Origin of the sequence: Aliiroseovarius conchicola (assembly GCF_041403445.1) — a bacterium.
In the GTDB taxonomy this organism is placed as follows: Bacteria; Pseudomonadota; Alphaproteobacteria; order Rhodobacterales; family Rhodobacteraceae; genus Aliiroseovarius; species Aliiroseovarius conchicola.
In genome coordinates this window covers 98,186-118,731 of sequence record NZ_JBGEHL010000001.1, presented here as the reverse complement: position 1 = coordinate 118,731, position 20,546 = coordinate 98,186, and the positions used below count along the sequence as shown (strand labels likewise).

Genomic DNA, 20,546 nt, shown 5'->3' with positions numbered 1-20,546 from the left:
AATGAAACTCTTGCGATTTGGCCCCTTGGGCGCAGAAAAACCCGGTCTTTTAGATGCAGATGGCAACATTCGTGACCTATCTTCAGAGGTCGGGGATATTGCTGGTGACATATTGGGGGATGCAGCCCTTGAAAAACTACGTGGTGTTGATCCAAGAAGCCTTCCCTTAGTCGGCGGCGAACCTCGTATCGGAGCCTGTGTAGGACAAGTGGGCAAGTTTATCTGTATCGGCCTGAATTATGCAGATCACGCAGCCGAGGCTGGAATGGAGCTGCCGGAAGAACCGGTGATTTTCTTCAAGGCAACGTCGTCGATCATGGGTCCAAATGATGATGTGGAGATCCCTCGGACCTCGGTCAAATCAGACTGGGAGGTCGAGCTGGGTGTGATCATTGGAAAACACGCCAAATACGTGTCAGTCGACAAGGCGCTTGACCATGTTGCAGGTTATTGTGTGGTCAATGATCTAAGCGAGCGCGACTTCCAACTTCATCGTTCTGGCCAATGGGTGAAGGGAAAATCATGCGATACTTTCGGTCCGATCGGTCCGTGGTTGGTGACCCGGGACGAGATCCAAGACCCCCAAGATCTTTCAATGTATCTGGAGGTCAATGGCCATCGTTACCAGGATGGATCTAGCCGCACCATGCATTTCGATGTTGCGACCGTCGTCTCGCACCTATCGCAGTTCATGAGCCTTCAGCCCGGAGATGTGATTTCGACTGGGACGCCACCGGGCGTCGGCATGGGGCAAACTCCAGAGACCTATCTGAAGCCGGGTGACAGGATTGAACTTGGCATTGCCGGATTGGGTGTTCAGAGGCAAAAGGTGGTGGCAGGCTAATGACTAAAATCACTGGACTACGCACCTATGATCTTCGCTTTCCAACGTCGGACAGTCTGGATGGCTCTGATGCGATGAACCCCGACCCGGATTACTCTGCTGCCTACGTCGTGTTGGAAACGGATAGCAACCATCACGGGCATGGCCTGACCTTCACCATTGGACGCGGCAACGAGATTTGCATAGCGGCAATCAACGCAATGCAACACTTATTAGTTGGGGTTGATCTGGATTGGGTGCGCGAGGACATGGGACGTTTCTGGCGCCATATTACAAGCGATAGTCAATTACGTTGGATCGGGCCCGACAAAGGGGCAATCCATCTGGCCACTGGCGCCGTGGTCAACGCTGTTTGGGACGTGTTGGCAAAAATGGCAGGTAAACCTGTCTGGTTGTTGGTGAGCGAAATGCCCCCGGAAGAGATCATCAAGCTGGTTGATTTTCGGTATATGACGGACGTTCTGACGCCAGCAGAGGCTTTGGATATACTGCAAGCTGGCGAGGCAGGAAAAGCCGACCGAATTTCTGTCCTGAAGGCAGAGGGGTATCCGTGTTACACGACGTCGGCAGGCTGGTTGGGTTATTCCGACGATAAACTGCGGCGTCTGTGCCGAGAGGCGCGCGATGCGGGGTTCACGCATACAAAATTCAAAGTGGGGCGCAGCCTGGATGACGACATCCGCCGTCTGACTATTGCTCGCGAGGAAATGGGCGACGACATGAATATCATGATCGACGCCAATCAAGTGTGGGAGGTCGATCAAGCCATTGATTGGGTTCGTAAATTGGCATTTGCTCGCCCATTGTTCATCGAGGAGCCCACCAGTCCTGACGACGTGATGGGGCATCGTAAAATCCGCGATGCCATCGCGCCCATCAAGGTCGCCACGGGCGAAATGTGCCAAAACCGCATTATGTTCAAGCAGTTCATAGCCAACAGTGCGATCGACTTTGTGCAGATTGACAGCTGTCGACTGGGCGGTTTGAACGAAGTGCTAGCCGTTCAGCTGATGGCTGCCAAGTTCGACCTGCCCGTCTGGCCCCATGCGGGTGGCGTTGGATTATGTGAATACGTCCAGCACCTTTCAATGATCGACTATGTCGCGATTACCGGAGAGAAGAACAGCAAGAGAATCGAGTTCGTGGATCACCTACATGAGCATTTTGTAGATCCATGTGTTGTTCGACACGGAGTCTATCAAGCTCCCACCGCGGCAGGGTTCTCAATCCAAATGAAAGCTGACACTCTCCGAGACTATCAATTCGATCCATCGGTCGCAGCTGAGTAATGCACAGGTATCTTGATACGCGTCTGGGTGGATGTGCTGGACGTCAACAATGGGGCTAGGCACGGCAGGCGCCAGAGGCGAGGGCCTTACAAAACAGACGCCAAGAAAGCACGTGCCCGGTCGGTCTTGGGGGCGTTAAATATCTGTTCTGGTGGGCCCATTTCGATGATATTGCCACCATCCAGAACGCAAACACGATCGGCGGCTTCTTTGGCGAAGCCCATTTCGTGGGTGGCGAGTATCATGGTCATTTTTTGCTCTTTAAGCTTCAACAAAACATCCAACACTTCGCTGACCAGTTCAGGATCCAGAGCGGACGTCACTTCGTCAAATAGCATAATCTTGGGTTGCATCGCCAATGCACGTATGATCGCGACACGTTGCTGTTGGCCGCCTGACAATTGATCGGGGTAGGCGTCCCTCCGGTGCTCCAGATTGAACCTCTCAAACAACCGCGTGATTTCGGGCAGCAGCGATTTGCGGGATTTTCGAAAGACGCGCGAAGGGGCGAGCAGGACGTTTTCAAGCGCTGTCATATGCGGGAACAAGTTGAAGCTTTGAAACACCAACCCTATTTTGCGGCGAACGGGTTGCGGCGCGACTTCGGGAAGCGAAATATCACTGCCCTCGAACCAGATCTCGCCATCGTCAATTGGCTCAAGCAGGTTGATCGTGCGCAGAAGCGTGGATTTCCCCGAGCCGGAGGCGCCGATCAAGCAGATCATTTCGCCTTCTTCGACCTCAAGATCGATGCCGCGCAGCACATCCGCATCACCAAAGGATTTTGTAATGTTCGCGAGTTTGAGAATCGACATCAACTGCGGGCCTTGTTTTGTTTGGCGATCAAGTAGTCAGCAAAGCGTGTGACCGGGATCGTAACCGCCAAGAAGATGATCGCTGCTCCGACATAAGGGGTGAAATTTGCCAGAAGGGATTTGTGCACGCCGGCTTGGCGCAACAACTCGACCGGGCCGATGAAGGACAGCAAGGCTACGTCTTTCTGCAACGCGACCAACATGTTCATATTTGCGGGCACAACGCGGCGAATGGCTTGCGGCAAAACCACATACCGCATGATGTCGAAATGCGATAAACCAAGCGATTTAGCGGCGGCTCGCTGGCTTTCATGTACGCTTTCGATGCCAGCGCGAAAGATCTCGGCCACGTATGCGGAGTAGGTCAGGATCAGCGCGAGCGACCCCCAGATGTAGGGGCTGTTCCATGGCCGTTGAAGACCGAGGCCGGGAATGCCGAAGCCCACCAGGAATACGATCAGGATGACAGGTACACCCCGGAAAATATCGGTGTAGAGAACACCGAAAATACGCAATGGAAACAGCGCAGGCGCGCGCGCGTCGCGGCAAAGTGCAATGAAGAGGCCGAGGAAGGCAATCGCGGGTGTGCACCACAGGAAAATAGCCACATCCCACTTGAATGCCGACAGCAGGGACGGGAAGGTTTTGACCAGAATGTCCCAGTCAAAGAAACTTGCCTTAACACGATCCCAGCCGGGCGTTAGGGGGAGCAAAATGACGATCAGCGCGACAACGATGGCCGTGCTGACGGTGGCAACCGTGATCGACTTACGCCGCGCCTTGCGCTCATAAATTTGGCGGGCCGTGAGGCCCGCGCTTTGATTTTTCATGATAGTCGTCGTTATTTGATCAGCGGAACGCCGGTGGTTTCTTGCAGCCACTGGGCTTCGATTGCCGCAAGTGTGCCGTCTGCGGTCATTTCGGCCAATGCCTCGTTCACGCAAGTTTTCAACGCGCTGCCTTCTTCCATCAACATGCCGAACTGATCCGGGTTTTCGCTTCGATCCGCTGGGAACTGGCCCAGCATAGCGCCGTCGTCCAGAACGACTGCACTGAGATAGAGCGCCGTCGGCAGGTCAAACAAAGCTGCATCGATCTGGTTGGCCTTCATCGCTTCTACGACGTTGACGTTATCGTCATAAAGCAACGGTGTATCTGCGGGAGCAATGACATCATTCACCGTTTCGAGTGCTGTTGTGCCCGCCATGACGCCCCATTTCAGCGACTTCAATGAATCAACTTCGGCGGTTGCCCCACCTTCAACTGTGGGCTTGCGAACAAGTACGGCCATTGCGGCGGAGTAATAGGGGTCTGAGAAGTCAACGACCTTTTCGCGGTCTTCGGTGATCGAGAACTGCTGCAGGTTGAAGTCGAAATCTTTCGGACCGGGTTGGATCGACTGATCGAATGTGGCGCGTGTCCAAACAACGGCGTCCTTCTCAAAACCCATTCGCTTGGCGACCTCATAGGCCACTGCGGCTTCGAAACCTGCGCCGCTGGCTGGATCATCATCCATCACCCACGGGAAATACGCGGGGTTGCCGGTGGCAACGGTCAGCACACCGGGTGTCAGAGTTTTTCCATCGGCACAGTGGTTGTGGGCAATTGCGGAAGTGGAGCTTAGCAAGCCAAGCATCAGGGCAGTTGTGAAAATCGGTTTCATCAGGTTCTCCAAATTGGATGCGCCTGCGAGTTTACGGCGCGGGCGAGACAAGTGTCCAGATCAACCTTTATTTTCTGATGAGTAACGCGCGTATTTCAATTTGAGAGCGTGTTGGGACGTGGCGCGGCCCGATGTTCAGGGCCGCGCGCAGGCTATGTTTGCCGATCATTCTTCGCGGAAAGCGAGATCAAGATAGTCCGTGAAGGGTTTCAGCAGATAAGATGCCGGGCTTTGCGCGCCGGTTTGAATGAAGGTTTCAACCGGCATCCCGGGGATGATCTCGCGATCCCCAAGAAGATCATAGGCTGACGGATCGATGATCACTTCACCCGCAAAATAGCGCTGACCGGTTTGCTCATCGGTAATCGCATCAGCCGAGATCAAGCTGACCTGACCTGAGACCTCAGGGGTGGTCCGCGCGTTGAAAGCGGGAAACTTCAAGACGGCGTCTTGGCCGACCGTTACGCGGTCGATTTCCGTCGGGGCCAGTTGCACTGTCACAATCAGCGCACTTTCATCAGGCACGATCGAGGCGATCTCCCCCCCCGCGGGCACCACGGATCCGACTGTGAAGACGTTCATGCCATAGACAATGCCATCGACCGGGGCTGTCAGGCTAAGACGTGACAGACGGGTTTCGACCGCCCGCAGCTTTTCTTGCAACTCAGCCTCGCGAGGTTGAAGGTTTCTAATCTCCTCCTGCGCGCTTTCTTGACGTTCGGAACGGGCTTTCAAGCGCTCGATTTCATAACCCGCGATAGCGTTCCGGGTGGCAGCAATCTGGGCCTCGGTCTCGCCGGTTCTGCCGTCGACTTGTGCCAGCTCCTTTTGAAGCTCTAGGACTTGCGAGCGCTCCGTCAGTTTTTTAGCCAGCAAATCCTTGAAGGTTTCAAGATTGTTTTGCAACAATTCCGCCTGCGTTTGGTTCGCTGCAAGCTGCTTCTGTAGGCCAACGATCGATGCTTCGGACTGGGCGCGCCTCTCGCGCAGTTGATCATCGGTCTGGCCGAGCGTCGTGTGCCGCTTGTCAAAGAGCGTTTGTTGGGTGCCCAGCAGTAATTTCAGTTCGTCATCATCGCCCGCAGCTTCGGTCAGTGCGGGGCGGAAACTGATCTGATCTTGCTCGGCAGCTTCGGCCGTCAGTCGGTCGATATTGGCCTGAACTTCAAACAGCGCACGACTTAGGATGTTCTGTTCCGACTGCAGCTCCGCATCGTCTAGTTTGATGATCGCTTCGCCAGCTTTAATTGCGTCGCCATTGCGGACTAAAATTTCTGCAACCACGCCGCCGTCGGGGTGTTGCACGACCTGCTTTCGTTGATCGATTTCGATGAACCCCGAGGCAACGACCGCCGCGTTGATGGTCGTGTAGGCGCCCCATATGGCCAGCCCGCCGAACCCAACAAACAGAGCTAAAACGCCGTGTCGTACATACTTCTTCGTGTTCCAGTCATTAGGCATTTTCAACTCTCCGATCAGGTTGTGCCGGGACAACAGCCGGGCTTCGTCTTACGAACTTCTCAAGGATTTCTTGGCGTGGGCCAAAGGCGCGCATCTTGCCTTTGTCGATCAGTACGACGCGTTCGCACTGTGCCAACGCCGAGGGGCGATGCGAGATGATGATCACTGCTTGGCCCGCGTCTTTCGCATCGGCAATCGCTTGATTAAGTGATTGGATGCCGCTGTCATCGAGGCTTGAGTTCGGCTCATCAAGGATCAAGATCGCCGGGTTGCCAAACAATGCCCGTGCCAGCCCAACACGTTGGCGTTGACCGCCTGACAGGCGGCTTCCACTGTCAGAAATTTTCGTGTCATATCCGTTGGGCAGGCCAAGGATCAGGTCGTGCGCACCCGCAGATTTCGCCGCTTTGACGATGTCATCATCGTTTGCGTCGGGGTCAAACCGCGCAACGTTTTGCGCCACGGTTCCCGGAAACAGCACGACCTCTTGCGGTAGATATCCAAGCAGTCGGCCAAGCCGATCTGACGGATATTGATGAAGGTCAGCCCCACCCATCCGGATTTCACCAGCGCGGGGTTGCCAAAGGCCAGTCAGAGCTTTGGCAAGCGTCGATTTGCCCGCCGCGCTTGGGCCGATCACAGCCACCGCTTCGCCGGGAGTAATATCAAAGCTTACCCCCATCAGAATGGGTTTGGACACGCCTGCAGGCGCAACAGCCAGACCGGTAACTGTCATGCGGCTTTGTGGATTTGGGAGCGCAAGCATCTTGGGCTCAGGTGGTGTCGTGGACAACATCGCGTTCAGGGATGACCATCCTTGCATTGCGCTCTGGACCAAGCCCCACTGGGCGACAGTTTGTTCAACCGGAGCCAAGGCGCGGCCAAGCAGGATAGAGCCCGCGATCATCGCGCCCGGTGTCAATTCGCCCTGAAGGACGAGCCAAGCGCCAAGTGCCAGAACGCCTGACTGCAGCAAAAGCCGAAATCCCTTGGTGGCCGCAGACAGACCACCGCGTTTGTCAGCAGCTTGAATGCGGCTGGCGAGCGCTTTGTCTCGCACATTGCGCCAGTCATTGGTCAGCGGTTCTTTCATACCGAGGCCCTGAATGGTCTCGATCGAATGACGCATGTATTCGGTACGTCCCTCGGCCTCGGCGGCCAGTTGCCCTGCATCCTTTTGCGCAATGCGGGTGGCGCGTTGGTTGGCGAAGGCCAGCACCAACAGAACCGCACAGCCTGCAAGGGCGAACCAACCCAGCAGCGGGTGGAAGACGAAGAGTAGCGCCAGAAAAGCAGGAGCCCATGGCAAGTCGATCAGAGCGGTCAGGGCGGGCGAGGCGAGGAGCGATTGGATGCTGGTCAGGTCTCGCAATCCTGTTGCAGGGCGCGGCCGCTTGTCGGGATCACCTGCTTGTCGCAGCACCACGTCAAAGACACGGTTATCAAGGGCGGATTGGAAGCCAGCCCCGACGCGTGCCAGCACGCGTCCGCGTATGTGGTCTAAAAATGCCATTAGTCCGTATAGAAAAACAACTAAAGCGAACAATGCGACCAGCGTGGCCGAGGATCGGCTGGACAGCACACGGTCATAGACCTGTAGCATAAACAGAGGGCCAGTCAGCATCAGGATGTTGACCGCAGCGCTGAAGATCGCAACGCCGATGATTTCGCTTTTGAACTGCGCCAGTGTCTGGCTTAGCTCTCGTGTTTTGTTCTTTGGATCGGTCATATCCGCTCCGCTTTTTTATGGTTTCTGACAGCAGTTACGCCCCCCTTCGAAAAGGAGGGCGCATTTCTTAGACAGACCGCGATGGATCTGTTGGGGGGAGGATCAGCAGCCAAAGGCCCAAAGATCGATGCCATCGACACTGTCGACACCTTCCAGTGTCAGACTGTTGCCATCGGCAAAGCTAAGGATGGTGTTGCCATCTTCGACCTTGGCATTGGATTGCAGGAACTCCTGTTCGGACAGACCACCAAGAAGCTCCATGTCGGTGATGATCAGATCTTCACCGGCCTTGTAGTCCGTGATGGTGTCGTTGCCGCCGTTGAAGTCGAACATGTCATGTCCAGCTCCACCGGTCATGGTGTCGTCGCCCTGATCGCCAACCAAATAGTCATGGCCTGCGCCACCATCCATGGTGTCGTCACCATAACCACCACCGATGAAGTCATTCCCAGCGCCACCCATCAGGGTGTCTTTGCCAGAATTTCCTTCGATCAGATCGTCGCCATTGCCGCCGGCGATCATGTCATCGCCAGCACGGGCAAAGATCATGTCGCCATCGTCGTTCAGAGTGATTGTATCGGCTTCGTTGGTTGCACGATCATCATCATCCCATGGGCAGCCAGTTGGTTCTGGATCAGGAGTTGGTTCCGGATCGGGCGTGGGTTCCGGATCAGGAATAGGCTCCGGATCGGGAGTAGGTTCCGGATCAGGGGTAGGTTCCGGATCAGGAATGGGCTCCGGATCGGGAGTAGGTTCTGGATCGGGAGTAGGCTCTGGATCGGGAGTTGGTTCTGGATCAGGGGTAGGCTCCGGATCAGGCGTGGGCTCTGGGTCCGGTGTATTCTCCGCAAGCGTCTGCATTTCGTCAGCCGTCAAGGTCTTGTCGTTGAACTTGAACGCAGCAACTTGTTGGACTGTGTCCTTGCCTTCCGAAGATTCGATCTGGAAAACACCTTCGGCAAAAGAGACTTTGACCGCCGTGCTATCCACGCCAAACACAGCAGTGTCATTGCCTTCACCGCCAGAGATGACATCATCACCACCAGCGCCATTCAGCATGTTATCACCTGCATTCCCGGTCAGCTTGTTGGCGGCTTCGTTCCCGGCAAGGCTCAGCGCTGCGGTGCCCAGAAGGCGGGCGTCGTTGATGCCCTGACCAAGTGTGGTGTTGGCCGAACTCAGCAGCGTTTTACCGTCCACCAGATCAAGTTTGACGTTGCCTTTCGATGTGTCGACTTCGACATCACCGTTCACATTGTCGGGACCAGAAATGGTGATCTTGGTTGTCTCGGCAGCAGTCACGCCCAGCGAATACCCACCAGCAGAGGCGGTATCAGCGGTAACATCACCGGCAGAGAACGTGGTGCCAGCAGTGCCTTCGCCAATCGTGTAAAAGCCATCCGCGTCTGCGTCGTTATAAGTGACGCCAGTGACGTATACCTTATCGCCCGCATAGGCGAAGTTGTTGGTCAGCATCGAAGACGGCCATTCACCGCCACCAAAGTTAAACTGTCCAATTTCTTGCGAAACACCGACTTCGCGGAAATCCTCACCCATAATATTGGTGCGGTGACCGTCGCTTTTGAAAAGCCCTTCGTGATGGGCGTCAATGGTTTTGATGGCGTCTTCAGCGCTCGGGTTGTCCGAAATGCTACGGACCGAGATGTTCTCGCCAGTGCCCCAGCCAGATCCATTGTTTAGATCATAGCCTGCAGCTTGGATCCGAGCAGTAGGGGTGCTGCCGCCTGCGCCTGTGTGACTGAACTTGTCTGTCGAAAGCATCCACTGTGAGTGGCCTTCCGCAGCTTGGTTCAGAAACTCGTTCGGCGCGAGCGGTTGCTTCACATCGTTTGAGATCGTTCCGGCCCCAAGGCCTTTGTTCAGATCAATCCCATAACGCGCGGCTTCACCCTCTGGGTCAAGACGCGCCCGGTTGAGCAGTTCGATCCGATACTGTTCTTCGTTTGATAGTGGCATTGTAGTCTCCGTGAGTGGTTTGGAGCCCTAGAAAGGGGGATGCGTACGCCAACCGGTAGGGCGGTCTGTGATCGCGGCTCTCTTCGGCATTCGAATGCTGGTTCGTGTCGAAACCCTCGGCGGGCAGGTGCTCAGCGGTTTTTCAGGGCTTTGACAGACCCATTTTCCGCCGAGTGCGACTCGGCAAACTGGCATGAACGCGCCGAAGCACGGGGTATGGTTGCAAGTTGAAACCGGTTGGTTGATTCATCCGGTCCCCGGATCGCATGTTCGCGAAGAATGATTTGCGCGCTGGTCATCACGACCCGGTCCGTCCTATGTTCTGCCATCGGAGGCGCCGGATTGCGCATAAACAGGGAAGACGATCAGGCCGATGCGGTGGATCAAGGGATTGTTTGGGGGAAGCAAGGATAGCTCGGCAGAGCCTAAATTCGGTGCACCCATAGTGCCGGATGCACCATTTTTCGCAGTCGCAGATATTCACGGACGGCTGGACCTTTTGGAAGGTGTTCTGCGGCAGCTAGAGCAAGTCGACGAACCCCATCCTACGGTATTTGTGGGCGATTATGTTGATCGCGGGCCAGACAGCGCTGGTGTGCTGCGTCGACTGTTTGACCTTCAATCTGCCAAGCCTGATCAAGTTGTCTGCCTTGCTGGCAATCACGAAGACATGCTGCTTGGTTTTCTGGATGACCCCGTCAGATATCATCGCCTTTGGTTGCGAAATGGGGGTGCCGAGACACTTCGAAGTTTCAACGTGATGTCTCCAGAAGACGAACGCGAGTCTGAAATTCTGGACGCTCGGGATGAACTCAGTGCGCAGCTGGGCGCAGACTTGCGGGCGTGGCTTAGCAGTCTGCCGGTCAGTTGGCGGTCGGGAAATGTTTGGGTGACGCATGCAGGGGCGGATCCGGCGGTGGATATGGAGCGTCAGGATCGGCACGCGCTGATCTGGGGACATCCAGAGTTTCACAAACGCGCCCGTGAAGATGGTCAGTGGGTCGTGCATGGTCATACAATCGTGCCTGAAGTGTCCACGCAAGAAGGGCGGATATCGATCGATACCGGGGCGTATCTAACTGGCGATCTTAGTTTCGTCCGCATCTCGGATACCGGTGCAGCGGTTATTTCCTAGCGTCGGTTGAAGACCTCATCTGTCTGTTGACAGAATTCAACGAAGCCTCCATTCATATGTCCATCCGCAGCGATGGCGTCGCTGCCCTGCGATGGAAGCACCATCGCAAGGTCCGGAGATCAACCGCCCTGCACGCCGGGGAGTTTGGTTGGCCGGGATATTGCTTACTCGGCCTCGGAATACGGAGACACGAGATATGTCACGCACCCAATATTTTGTTTGTGAGAACGGAGAGAAAGCACCACTGCCGTTCTCGGACGCTGAGTATGAGCGCCGATTGACCGCGCTGCGTCAGATTATGGCGGATCGTGGGGTCGAAGCGGTTGTGTTCACGTCGATGCACAACATCGCCTATTATTCAGGCTTCCTGTACTGCGCGTTCGGGCGGCCCTATGGCTGCGTTGTGACGGCGGATCGCTGCACAACCGTGTCGGCCAACATTGATGCCGGTCAACCGTGGCGACGGTCCTATGGTGACAATGTCATCTACACTGATTGGGAACGGAACAACTATTGGCGCGCGGTTAAGAACCTGGTGGGAAATTCAAAATCCATCGGGATCGAAGGCGATCACATGACGCTGGCACAGCGCGGGCTGGCAGAGAGCTTCTTAACGGACAGCGAATTTCACGACATCGCGCCCGACACAATGCAAGCGCGCATGATCAAGTCTGCCGAAGAAATCGCACTGATCCGCGAAGGCGCGCGTATCGCCGATGTCGGAGGGGCTGCCGTTCGTGATGCGATCCGTGTGGGCACACGTGAGATTGACGTCGCGATGGCGGGACGTGATGCGATGGAGGTCGAAATTGCCCGCGCTCATCCGAACAGCGAGTTACGTGACAGCTGGGTTTGGTTCCAGTCCGGGATCAACACCGATGGGGCGCATAACCCGGTGACTACGCGCAAGCTGCAAGCTGGCGACATTCTGTCGTTGAATACGTTTCCGATGATCTCAGGCTACTACACTGCGCTTGAACGCACCTTGTTTCTTGGCGAACCGGATGCAGCAAGCCTGCGTATTTGGCAGGCGAACGTGGCGGCACACGAACTTGGTATCTCACTGATCAAACCCGGCGCGACCTGTTCGGGCATCACAGCCGAGATCAACCGGTTCTTTGAAAGCGAAGACCTTTTGCAATACCGTTCGTTTGGTTATGGGCACAGTTTTGGGGTTCTGTCGCACTACTATGGTCGCGAAGCCGGGCTAGAGCTACGCGAGGACATCGACACGGTGCTGGAGCCTGGCATGGTCGTCTCAATGGAGCCGATGCTGTTCTTGCCCGAAGGAACGGCCGGGGCAGGTGGGTATCGCGAGCACGACATTCTCGTCATCGGCGAAACAGGCGCGGAGAACATCACCGGATTCCCTTACGGGCCTGACCACAACGTCGTGTCGCTTTAAGCCAATCGGCTGACGCAATCTTCTCATGGCGCGTCGTTTGACTGTAAAAATGTGACCAAAAACATCGTAAGATGCAGGAATTCGATAAAAAACGTCGCGAGAACGGCAATATGATGAATTCGCGGCAGAGGAAAGAATCGTATAAAAACGACATCTGCCGCGAAATAAAACGAACGTTGATAGGGGCGAGACCGCGTCTTGATACGGGAAAACAGATGGAGGCGAGCCGCGTAAAAGCGGTTTTTGAAAGTGTACCATGGTCGACCGAAATTGGGGGCCAAAAGGGTGCAATTTCTCATGACGCAAAGCAAAGAAGACAAGATTTCCTGTTGATCTTCGAATGGCGTTCGTGTTGGCTTATGTCTGACAAATAAAAGTAAAAAAACTGACCAGGGGGGTCACTTGGCTGATTCAATTTCCGACGACGGGTTCGTCGTTTTCGATCGTGTCCAGAAAAGCTATGACGGGGAAACGCTGGTCGTCAAAGACCTTAACCTCTCGGTTGCGAAGGGCGAATTTCTGACAATGCTCGGGCCTTCCGGGTCGGGCAAGACCACATGCCTGATGATGTTGGCGGGGTTTGAAACTGCCACGCATGGCGACATCCGATTGGGCGGTAAGCCCATCAACAACATCCCGCCCCACAAGCGCGGCATCGGGATGGTTTTCCAGAACTACGCACTATTTCCCCACATGACGATTGCCGAAAACCTGTCTTTCCCACTGGAGGTGCGGAAGATCGGTAAATCGGATCGAGAGGCGAAGGTGAAACGCGCGCTCGATATGGTCGAGATGGGTGACTTCGGTGGCCGCCGTCCGGCGCAGCTTTCGGGTGGTCAGCAACAGCGTGTCGCTTTGGCGCGGGCTCTGGTGTTCGAGCCGGAACTGGTGTTGATGGATGAGCCGCTGGGCGCGCTTGATAAGCAATTGCGTGAAAAGATGCAGTTCGAAATCACCCACTTGGCGCATGAGCTGGGCATCACCACCGTTTACGTGACCCACGACCAGACCGAAGCACTGACGATGTCAGATAACGTCGCGGTCTTTGATGATGGCCGCATTCAGCAGCTGGCGCCGCCAGACCTTCTCTATGAAAAGCCGGAAAATAGTTTCGTGGCGCAATTCATCGGCGAAAACAATACTTTGGAGGGTGTCGTAACCGAGATATCCGGTGACCATTGTGTTGTGCGTTTGGATGACGGTGAAGAACTTGATGCGACGCCGATCAACGTGACGAAGGTTGGTGACCGCACAACAGTTTCGATCCGCCCAGAGCGCGTGGAATACAACAAGGAACGTCTGCAAGAGGGCGCTCATACGCTCAAGGCAGAAGTGCTCGAATTTATCTACATGGGCGACATTTTCCGCACCCGTCTTCGGGTTGCTGGCAATGATGAGTTTATCATCAAGACCCGGAATGCTCCGGATGTTGACCGCTTGAAACCAGGGCAACAGATCGAAATCGGCTGGGTGCCATCCGATTGTCGCGCGCTGGACGCTTGATACCGTTTGCTTTGGGCCATCAGGTGCAAAGCAATTCAGTCAGTGGTTCACAATGTGCCCGTTCGTGTGAACCCAACCAACCAAACGGGAAAACTAGGGAGAGAAATAATGAAACTAGTGAAGAGTCTTTTGGCCTGTTCGGCCCTGACCGCTACCGCAGGTGCGGCGTCGGCTGAAGACATGGCCAACGAGATGACGCTCGTATCTTGGGGTGGTGCGTATCAGGCCAGCCAAATCAAAGCTTACGTCGAGCCATATCTTGAAATGCATCCCGAGGTTAAAGTCACTTGGGAAGAAGCATCTGGCGAGGCCGTTGCCAAGCTGCGTGCGATGGACGAAACCGGCAATGTGACCTGGGATCTTGTTGACGCAGTGGCCTCGGACGCCATGCGTCTGTGCGACGAAGGCCTTGCGGAAGAGCTGAACCATGACGAAGATCTGGCAGCTGCTCCTGACGGCACATCTGCATCAGAAGATTTCGGCGACCTGATCGTGTCGGACTGCTTCGTACCGCAGATCGTTTACTCGACCACGTTCGGATACCGCACTGACTTGGTTGGTGCAGAGGCTCCAACCTCTGTCTGTGACATCTTTGATCTGGCGAAATACCCAGGCAAACGTGCATTGCAGAAGCGCCCAATCGACAACATGGAATGGGCTCTCTACTGCGACGGTGTTGCTAAGGACGAGATCTACAACGTTCTGGGTACCGACGAGGGTGTGACACAGGCGCTGAATAAGCTTGCGACCATCAAAGATGATGTTGTCTGGTGGACAGCTGGTGCTGAGACACCTCAGCTGCTGGCAGACGGTGAAGTTGTCATGGGTTCGACCTATAACGGTCGCCTGTTCTCGGCAATTGCTGAGCAGAATCAGCCGATTGGTATGCTTTGGGACATGCAGTCCTTCGACCTTGACGGTTGGATTGTTCCCGCTGGTCTGACCGATGCACGTAAAGCACGTGTTATGGACTTCCTGAAGTTCGCAACTGACACGCAGCGTCTGGCAGATCAGGCCAAGTACATCTCGTACGGTCCGGCCCGTAAGTCGTCGGCTCCTCTGGTTGGTAAGCACGCCGACCTGGGCATCGACATGGCGCCGCATATGCCGACAGACCCTGCAAACGCAGGTAACGTCCATATTTATGACTACGAATGGTGGGCAGACAACCGCGACGATCTGAACGCTAAGTTCGAAGCATGGTTGGCCAAGTAATACTGGCTTTCGAGAGGGGCTGTCTGGCCCCTCTCACCCTTTATTTTATGACGACGCTTTTTGCGCCTTTTGTTTGTCACTTTGACCGCTTCTGAAACAATAAAAAGCTAACGCTGACAGGGAAGATATGAGCGATATGACCGATACGGGCGGCCCCGTTCTGGCCGCAGATGGAACGCCGCTAAAACGCAGCTTGGCACGCGCCCTCAGGCGTCAAAAAATGCGGGCATTGCTTTTGATTGCGCCGTTGCTGCTGTTCATTCTGGTTAGCTTTATCTTGCCAATCGGTGACATGTTGTATCGCTCGATTGAAAACGGGATCGTCGTCAAAACGCTACCACGCAGTGTCGAGGCGCTGGCGGAATGGGACCCCAATACCGGAGAACTTCCACCCGAGTCGGTTTACGCCGCGATGGCTGCCGATATGAAGGATGCTGCCGCCGAGAAAACCCACACAAAAGTTGGCACTCGTCTCAACTATGAAAATCCGGGCATCGCGTCCATTTTCCGAAAAACGGGCCGGAAGGCGAAGAAATTCGATCTAGAAGCAGGCGGACCCTGGAAAGAGCAGTTGATCGAACTCAACGAAGGTTGGGGTGATGCAGAGGTTTGGCGCACCATCAAGACCTATTCACCTGCCACAACATCAGGCTATTTCTTGAACGCTGTTGACATGCGTGTGGGGCCAGATGGTGCGGAAAGCCGGCCTGAAAGCGAACAAATCTATATGAAGCTTTTGAAGCGGACGTTGTGGATGTCGCTGTTGATCACTTTCTCCTGCATCGTTTTGGCCTATCCTGTCGCTTGGATATTGGCCAACCTTCCGACGCGAAAAGCCAATCTCCTGATGATCTTGGTGCTGCTTCCGTTCTGGACGTCGCTTCTGGTGCGGACGTCGGCTTGGAAAATCCTGCTGCAACAGCAGGGGGTGATCAATGATATCCTCGTTTATATCGGGCTGGTGCCCGATGATGCGCGCCTCGTGATCATCAACAACCAGTTCGGCACGATCGTGGCGATGACCCACATTCTTCTGCCGTTCATGATCTTGCCGATGTATTCGGTGATGCAGACGATCCCGCCGACATATCTGCGGGCTGCGAAAAGCTTGGGAGCGACGGATTGGACAGCCTTCTGGCGCGTCTATTTCCCGCAGACTATTCCGGGCATCGGGGCGGGTTCGATCCTCGTCTTCATTCTAGCGATTGGCTACTACATTACGCCTGCTCTAGTCGGGGGTACAAAGGGCACGTTCATTTCGAACCAGATCGCCTTCCACATTTCATCATCGCTGAACTGGGGCTTGGCCTCGGCGCTTGGCGCAATCCTTCTGGCGGTCGTTCTGGTTCTTTACTGGGCCTATGACAAGATCGTCGGCATCGACAACGTGAAGCTGGGGTAACGGACATGGCACTTCCTCCATATGCAAGCACCGGCCAACGGGTCTGGCATTATACATTCCGAGTGATCTGCGGGTTGATCTTCTTCTTCCTGATCGGTCCAATCCTTGTGGTGATCCCGCTGAGCTTCAACTCTCAGGACTTCTTTACCTTCACCAAGGAAATGCTGAGCTTTGATCCCGCTGGGTATTCGCTGAAACACTACCGAGACTTCTTCTCGAACCCGGATTGGCAGGATGCACTGTGGAACTCTGTCAGGATTGCACCGGTAGCGACCGTCATCTCGGTTTCGCTGGGGACTCTGGCGGCTATCGGGCTGAGCCAGTCGCACGTACCTGCGCGACGTGCGATTATGGCGATCTTGATTTCGCCCATGATTGTACCGCTGATCATTTCGGCGGCGGGCATGTACTTTTTCTATTCAAAAATCGGGCTGGCAGGCACCTATTGGGGGGTGGTCTTAGCTCACGCCGCACTGGGTATCCCCTTTGTCATCATCACGGTGACGGCAACGCTTGTGGGCTTTGATCGCTCGCTGACCCGTGCGGCGGCCAATATGGGGGCCGATCCGGTGACGACGTTCTTCCGGGTGCAAATGCCACTCATCTTGCCGGGCGTGATCTCGGGCGCGCTATTTGCCTTCATCACGTCGTTTGACGAGGTTGTGGTGGTGATCTTCGTCGGCTCGGCCAAACAACAAACGCTACCTTGGCAGATGTTTACGGGCCTGCGCGAGCAGATCAGTCCAACCATCCTTGCGGTCGCGACCATTCTTGTTGGAATATCGATTATACTGCTGACGGTTGTCGAGCTGTTGCGCCGCCGTTCAGAGCGACTGAGGGGGCTCAGCCCGGGCTGAGACCTGACACCACCAAGTCTTTCAGATACGGCGCCGCTCTTGGCGCCGTATTTTTTTTGCGGAGCGCGCGCCGTGCTCAGCGATTTATTAACCACTTTCATGCATCCCTGATGCGAATGTGTCCGGGTGTGTCAGGCATGTTGACCGGCCCCCCTTGCAGCCAGTTTCGCCCGGCACTAACATCACCCGACAGGGGCCGAACAGATGGCTCTGGCGTGAACATGAAAGCAGGCTGAAATGCACGATCCACTCGAAATCTACAACAACACTCTTGTGCCCATGGTGGTCGAACAGACCTCACGCGGGGAACGGGCCTACGATATCTTCTCTCGCCTTTTGAAAGAGCGGATCATTTTTGTGAACGGCCCCATTCACGACGGGATGTCCAGCCTGATCGTGGCGCAGCTTTTGCACCTTGAGGCTGAGAACCCGAAAAAAGAAATCTCGATGTATATCAACTCGCCCGGCGGTGTCGTGACCTCGGGCCTGTCGATCTATGACACGATGCAATACATCAAACCGGCTGTGTCGACCTTGGTGATTGGCCAGGCGGCTTCGATGGGATCGGTTCTGTCTGTTGCAGGTGAAAAGGGCATGCGTTTCTCGTTGCCACATTCGCGCATTATGGTGCACCAGCCGTCGGGCGGGTTCCAAGGTCAGGCGACCGATATCATGATCCACGCGGCTGAGACCCAGAAGGTTAAGGACACACTGCACCAGATCTATGTCAAACACACTGGCAACACCCTGAAAGAAGTTGAAAAAGCGCTGGAGCGCGACAACTTCATGTCGCCTCAGGAAGCGAAGGATTGGGGTCATATTGACGAGATCGTCGAAAATCGCGCCAAGGGCGATGACGAAGAGTAAACGCATGGCCCGGTCGTAAGATCGGGCGATGACACACCGGGCGGGCCTTCCGAAAAACCGGATTGTACCTGCCCGGACACTGGCCTAGGATTAGGGCCACGGGCAATATTACGACCCGAACGCGCAAACCGGATCCCCGATGGGACCCAATAGGACGAGATAATGGCGAACAATTCCTCCGGCGACAGCAAAAACACCCTGTATTGCTCGTTCTGTGGCAAAAGCCAGCACGAAGTGCGCAAGCTGATCGCGGGGCCAACCGTGTTCATCTGCGACGAATGTGTCGAGCTTTGCATGGACATCATTCGCGAGGAAACTAAGACCTCCGGGCTGAAAGCCGCCGATGGCGTGCCAACTCCGATAGAGATTTGTGAAGTTCTGGATGACTATGTCATTGGGCAGGGCCATGCCAAGCGCGTGTTGTCCGTGGCCGTGCACAACCACTACAAGCGTTTGAATCACGCCGCCGCTGCTGGCGATGAGATTGAGCTGGCAAAATCCAACATCATGCTGATCGGCCCAACCGGTTGCGGTAAGACGCTTCTGGCCCAAACACTGGCCCGCATTCTGGATGTACCGTTCACAATGGCGGACGCCACCACGCTGACCGAAGCCGGTTACGTGGGTGAAGATGTTGAGAATATCATCCTGAAGCTGCTTCAGGCATCCGAATACAATGTTGAACGCGCGCAACGCGGCATTGTCTATATTGACGAGGTCGACAAGATCACCCGGAAGTCCGACAACCCCTCGATCACTCGCGATGTGTCGGGCGAGGGTGTGCAACAAGCGCTTCTGAAGATCATGGAGGGCACCGTGGCTTCTGTTCCTCCACAAGGTGGTCGCAAGCACCCGCAGCAGGAATTCCTGCAGGTGGACACAACGAACATCTTGTTCATCTGTGGTGGTGCCTTCGCTGGCCTCGACAAAATCATCGCGCAGCGCGGCAAGGGCTCGGCCATGGGCTTTGGGGCCGATGTGCGTGAAAACGATGACCGCGGTGTGGGCGAGCTATTCCAAGAGTTGGAGCCTGAAGACCTGCTGAAATTCGGACTGATACCGGAATTCGTTGGCCGTCTACCGGTCATTGCGACGCTGGAAGACTTGGACGCGGACGCTCTGGTCACGATCTTGACCAAACCTAAGAATGCACTGGTCAAGCAATATCAACGCCTGTTCGAATTGGAAGAGGCGCAGCTGACCTTCACCGAGGATGCGCTGAAAGCCATCGCCAAGCGTGCGATTGAACGCAAGACCGGCGCGCGTGGATTGCGGTCCATCATGGAAGATATCCTGCTCGACACCATGTTCGACTTGCCGGGTCTGGAAAATGTGGACGAGGTCGTGGTGAACGAAGAATCCGTTAATGCAGGCGCGAAGCCGCTGATAATCTACGGCGAAGGTGCCAAGGAAGAAGTCAGCGCAAGCTAAACTGTAGATGTTCTACACCCTGTCCAAATGGCTTACAATTGCGGTTGTCGTGATGATGTTATTGCTTCATGTACGCCAGTGGGTTTCGGGTCGTGGTTATGCCAAGGAACTATTTGACGGCGTTGTTGACTACTCAGAAATTTTACACGCACGCAGGCATCACTTCAGTGAGCATTGGGGAGCGGGATGTACATATGCCCTTGTAGCGCTTTCGCAGCCGACGGACCCGTTCCCACCGGAAAAGATTGTAAGAGGTCCATTCGGGGCATTTGCCACTGAGAATTGGCAACAGACACCCGCTCCAGAGGAGACAATGCCAGGTTCGGGTGAAACCTCGCTTATGAACCTTTGCGAAAGTCTAATGCCAAGGAAGATTTGGGTGATGTTTGATAGAGCACTTTATTCTCAAGGATCTTACTATTGGGGAGACCATGAAAAGATCAACATTTATTCCCCGATGGAGGGATTTGCCGTGCAATTTAGATACGGTGATTAATGGCCGGTTTGGCGGTACTCGCTGGACCTTCCTTCCGAATTGCGCCATATGAAGTAAGAGTAAAACCGGAGACTGATATGCGTTTCATCCTGTCCTTGCTGACTTGGTATCACCGAGAAACCATTGGCACACGTTTGTTCACCTGGCGCAAAGGCGAAAAGGTGGGTGAAGATGCGCAAGGAAACGTCTTTTACCGCAACCGCGATGACAGCCGGCGTTGGGTGATTTTCAATGGAGAACCCGAAGCAAGTCGCGTCAGCCCCGAATGGCACGGGTGGTTGCACCACACGTTCGACAATTGCCCAGAAGATACCCCCTTGGTCCACAAGGATTGGGAGAAGCCGCATCAGGATAACATGACCGGAACGGCGATGGCCTATGCGCCGTCAGGATCTTTGCGTCAGGCAAAGCCTGCGGATCGTCGTGACTATGAAGCGTGGCAGCCGGAGTAATTGGC

At 55.1% G+C, this 20,546-nt stretch carries 17 protein-coding genes and 1 pseudogene; 12 read left to right on the top strand and 6 right to left on the bottom strand.

What is annotated here, in order from left to right:
* The first annotated feature begins 1 nt into the window (after position 1).
* Both V6N04_RS00530 and V6N04_RS00525 read left to right on the top strand, forming a co-directional pair.
* Positions 2-844, top strand: a complete 843-nt coding sequence (locus V6N04_RS00530; protein WP_371168158.1) for a fumarylacetoacetate hydrolase family protein — start codon at positions 2-4, stop codon at positions 842-844.
* Positions 844-2,133: an L-fuconate dehydratase gene (locus V6N04_RS00525; protein ID WP_371168157.1), complete on the top strand. Its 1,290-nt coding sequence runs from the start codon at positions 844-846 to the stop codon at positions 2,131-2,133. Before V6N04_RS00530 ends, V6N04_RS00525 begins: the two co-directional genes overlap by 1 nt.
* A gap of 86 nt (positions 2,134-2,219) precedes the next feature.
* Here the strand turns inward: V6N04_RS00525 and V6N04_RS00520 are convergent, their stop codons facing one another.
* The 6 genes from V6N04_RS00520 to V6N04_RS00495 form a co-directional block, all read right to left on the bottom strand.
* Positions 2,220-2,948, bottom strand: coding sequence for an amino acid ABC transporter ATP-binding protein (locus V6N04_RS00520; RefSeq protein WP_371168155.1), 729 nt, complete (start codon positions 2,946-2,948; stop codon positions 2,220-2,222).
* Positions 2,948-3,778, bottom strand: a complete 831-nt coding sequence (locus V6N04_RS00515) for an amino acid ABC transporter permease (RefSeq protein WP_371168154.1) — start codon at positions 3,776-3,778, stop codon at positions 2,948-2,950. The genes V6N04_RS00520 and V6N04_RS00515 overlap by 1 nt, the downstream gene beginning before the upstream one ends.
* An 11-nt stretch (positions 3,779-3,789) precedes the next feature.
* Positions 3,790-4,611, bottom strand: coding sequence for an ABC transporter substrate-binding protein (locus tag V6N04_RS00510; RefSeq protein WP_371168153.1), 822 nt, complete (start codon positions 4,609-4,611; stop codon positions 3,790-3,792).
* 165 nt (positions 4,612-4,776) lie between these two features.
* The gene (locus tag V6N04_RS00505) at positions 4,777-6,072 is read right to left on the bottom strand and encodes an HlyD family type I secretion periplasmic adaptor subunit (protein WP_371168152.1); all 1,296 of its coding nucleotides are present in this window, start codon (positions 6,070-6,072) and stop codon (positions 4,777-4,779) included.
* The gene (locus V6N04_RS00500; RefSeq protein WP_371168151.1) at positions 6,065-7,801 is read right to left on the bottom strand and encodes a type I secretion system permease/ATPase; all 1,737 of its coding nucleotides are present in this window, start codon (positions 7,799-7,801) and stop codon (positions 6,065-6,067) included. Before V6N04_RS00500 ends, V6N04_RS00505 begins: the two co-directional genes overlap by 8 nt.
* A 102-nt stretch (positions 7,802-7,903) precedes the next feature.
* Entirely contained in the window at positions 7,904-9,778 is a 1,875-nt protein-coding gene (locus V6N04_RS00495; RefSeq protein ID WP_371168150.1) for a CAP domain-containing protein, read from the bottom strand.
* Between the two features lie 373 nt (positions 9,779-10,151).
* On the opposite strand from V6N04_RS00495, the gene V6N04_RS00490 reads away from it, so the two are divergent.
* The 10 genes and pseudogenes from V6N04_RS00490 to V6N04_RS00445 all read left to right on the top strand — a co-directional run bounded on the left by V6N04_RS00490 (position 10,152) and on the right by V6N04_RS00445 (position 20,541).
* A complete protein-coding gene (locus V6N04_RS00490) occupies positions 10,152-10,913 on the top strand; it encodes a metallophosphoesterase family protein (RefSeq protein WP_371168149.1) in 762 nt (253 codons plus the stop codon).
* Positions 10,914-11,109: 196 nt separating this feature from the next.
* The gene (locus V6N04_RS00485) at positions 11,110-12,318 is read left to right on the top strand and encodes an aminopeptidase P family protein (protein ID WP_371168148.1); all 1,209 of its coding nucleotides are present in this window, start codon (positions 11,110-11,112) and stop codon (positions 12,316-12,318) included.
* A gap of 402 nt (positions 12,319-12,720) precedes the next feature.
* Positions 12,721-13,821 carry an ABC transporter ATP-binding protein gene (locus tag V6N04_RS00480; RefSeq protein ID WP_371168147.1) on the top strand — a complete coding sequence of 367 codons (1,101 nt, stop codon included), beginning with the start codon at positions 12,721-12,723 and terminating at the stop codon, positions 13,819-13,821.
* Between the two features lie 108 nt (positions 13,822-13,929).
* Positions 13,930-15,036 carry an extracellular solute-binding protein gene (locus tag V6N04_RS00475; RefSeq protein ID WP_371168146.1) on the top strand — a complete coding sequence of 369 codons (1,107 nt, stop codon included), beginning with the start codon at positions 13,930-13,932 and terminating at the stop codon, positions 15,034-15,036.
* Between the two features lie 127 nt (positions 15,037-15,163).
* Positions 15,164-16,438 carry an ABC transporter permease gene (locus V6N04_RS00470; protein WP_371168145.1) on the top strand — a complete coding sequence of 425 codons (1,275 nt, stop codon included), beginning with the start codon at positions 15,164-15,166 and terminating at the stop codon, positions 16,436-16,438.
* A 5-nt stretch (positions 16,439-16,443) separates the two neighbouring features.
* A pseudogene (locus V6N04_RS00465) lies at positions 16,444-17,295 on the top strand (ABC transporter permease); the annotation flags it as partial.
* 237 nt (positions 17,296-17,532) lie between these two features.
* The gene (locus V6N04_RS00460; protein WP_371168144.1) at positions 17,533-18,162 is read left to right on the top strand and encodes an ATP-dependent Clp protease proteolytic subunit; all 630 of its coding nucleotides are present in this window, start codon (positions 17,533-17,535) and stop codon (positions 18,160-18,162) included.
* 162 nt (positions 18,163-18,324) lie between these two features.
* Positions 18,325-19,593: an ATP-dependent Clp protease ATP-binding subunit ClpX gene (gene clpX / locus V6N04_RS00455; protein ID WP_371168143.1), complete on the top strand. Its 1,269-nt coding sequence runs from the start codon at positions 18,325-18,327 to the stop codon at positions 19,591-19,593.
* 7 nt (positions 19,594-19,600) lie between these two features.
* Positions 19,601-20,089 carry a hypothetical protein gene (locus tag V6N04_RS00450; protein WP_371168142.1) on the top strand — a complete coding sequence of 163 codons (489 nt, stop codon included), beginning with the start codon at positions 19,601-19,603 and terminating at the stop codon, positions 20,087-20,089.
* A 77-nt stretch (positions 20,090-20,166) separates the two neighbouring features.
* A complete protein-coding gene (locus tag V6N04_RS00445; protein WP_371168141.1) occupies positions 20,167-20,541 on the top strand; it encodes an NADH:ubiquinone oxidoreductase subunit NDUFA12 in 375 nt (124 codons plus the stop codon).
* Positions 20,542-20,546: the final 5 nt, after the last annotated feature.